Here is a 1,666-nt window from a genome sequence, read left to right as displayed (position 1 = left end):
CACCTGCGGCAAACCCCTAACACGAGCCAGAACCTAACGAAGCACTACTAGGCCACGCGAGGCGAGCGCCGCGAGGGCGCCGCCGACGGTGACCGCCGGCCCGGCGCACAGGTCGACGGTGCGCCCCGCGAAGTTCTTCCGCTCCCAGCGGCCGGGCCCTCCAGGCTTCGCCCGCCGCAACGCCTCGTACCCGGCACGGGTCGCCACGACGGCGGTAACCAGCGCGGCGATACGGCCACCGGGCCGACGGTGATCACTCTGCATATCGGCGACCCTAGGGGACGGGCGGGTCAGCCGTCCGCGCGGGCCGTCGCCAGCAGTTCCTCCGCGTGCGCGCGGGCCGTCTCGGAGTCCTCCTGGCCCGCGAGCATGCGGGACAGTTCGCGGACGCGGTCCTCGCCCTCGAGTACCTGCACACCGGATCGGGTCACCGAGCCGTCGTTGGTCTTCTCGACCAGCAACTGCCGGTCGGCGAAGGCCGCCACCTGCGGGAGGTGGGTGACCACGACGACCTGCGCGGACCTGGCCAGGCGCGCCAGGCGGCGGCCGACCTCGACGGCCGCCTTGCCGCCGACGCCCGCGTCGACCTCGTCGAAGAGATAGGTCGGCACCGGGTCGGAGCCCGCGAAGACCACCTCCACCGCGAGCATGACGCGGGAGAGCTCACCACCGGACGCGCCCTTGGCGATCGGACGGGGCGGAGCTCCGGGGTGCGGCGCGAGGAGCAGTTCGACCTCGTCGACCCCACTGGGGGTGTACGCGACGGTCCGGCCGCCGACTTCGATGCCGTCCGGATCGTCGGTCTGCCGGATGTCGATGCTCACACGCGCGTGCGGCATCGCCAGCGAGGCCAGCTCTGCCGTGACGGCGGCGGCGAACCGCTCGGCGGCCTCCGTGCGGGCGTCGGTCAGGGCCTGGGCGAGCCCGGCCAGTTCGGCGCCGAGTGCCGCGCGCTCGGCGCTGAGCTCGCCGATGTGGTCGTCGTCGCCGTCGAGTTCGGTGAGCCGGGCGGCGCCCTGCTCGGCCCAGGCCAGTACGGCGTCGATGTCTGCGCCGTACTTGCGGGTCAGCTGGGTCAGCGCGGCCCGCCGCTCCTCGACCGCGGCCAGCCGCAGCGGATCGGCGTCGAGGTGGTCGGCGTACCCCGCCAGCTCCCCCGCCACATCGCCGAGCAGAATGCCGAGTTCGCCGATGCGGTCGGCGAGCGCGGACAGCGCCGGGTCGTGTGCGCGTACGGCGTCCAGTGCCCGGTGCGCACCTCCGACGAGCAGCCCCGCGTCAACGCCCTCCGGGTCCTCGGGGTTCCCGGCGAGCGCCGCGTGCGCGGCCGTGGCGGCGGACGCGAGCGCCTCGGCATGCCCGAGCCGCTCGGCCTCGGCGGCCAGTTCGACGTCCTCGCCGGGGCGCGGCTCGACCGCCGCGATCTCGTCGAGGCCGAAGCGCAGGTGGTCGGCCTCCTGGGCGCGTTCCCTGGCCCGGGTGGTCAGCTCGTCGAGTTCGGTCACCACCGCCCGCAGCCTGCGGTACGCCGCCGTGTACTTGGCGAGCGGCGCGGCCACCGCGTCTCCCGCGTACCGGTCGAGCGCCTGCCGCTGGCGGGCGGGCTTGAGCAGGCCCTGCTGGTCGGTCTGGCCGTGCACGGCGACCAGGTCGTCGGCGAGCTCGC

The 1,666-nt window shown here is 74.7% G+C and carries 2 protein-coding genes; both read right to left on the bottom strand.

The window, feature by feature from the left end:
- Nucleotides 1-33: 33 nt before the first annotated feature.
- A complete protein-coding gene (locus tag U9R90_RS36035) occupies nt 34-264 on the bottom strand; it encodes a hypothetical protein (RefSeq protein ID WP_411061699.1) in 231 nt (76 codons plus the stop codon).
- Nucleotides 265-290: 26 nt separating this feature from the next.
- A partial coding sequence (recN, locus tag U9R90_RS36030; RefSeq protein ID WP_411061697.1) for a DNA repair protein RecN occupies nt 291-1,666 on the bottom strand: 1,376 nt, incomplete at its 5' end.

It is taken from the genome of Streptomyces sp. E11-3 (genome assembly GCF_046540415.1).
Classification (GTDB): Bacteria; Actinomycetota; Actinomycetes; order Streptomycetales; family Streptomycetaceae; genus Streptomyces.
The sequence above is the reverse complement of the archived record's forward strand: the minus strand, read 5'-3'. Positions and strand labels throughout refer to the sequence as shown.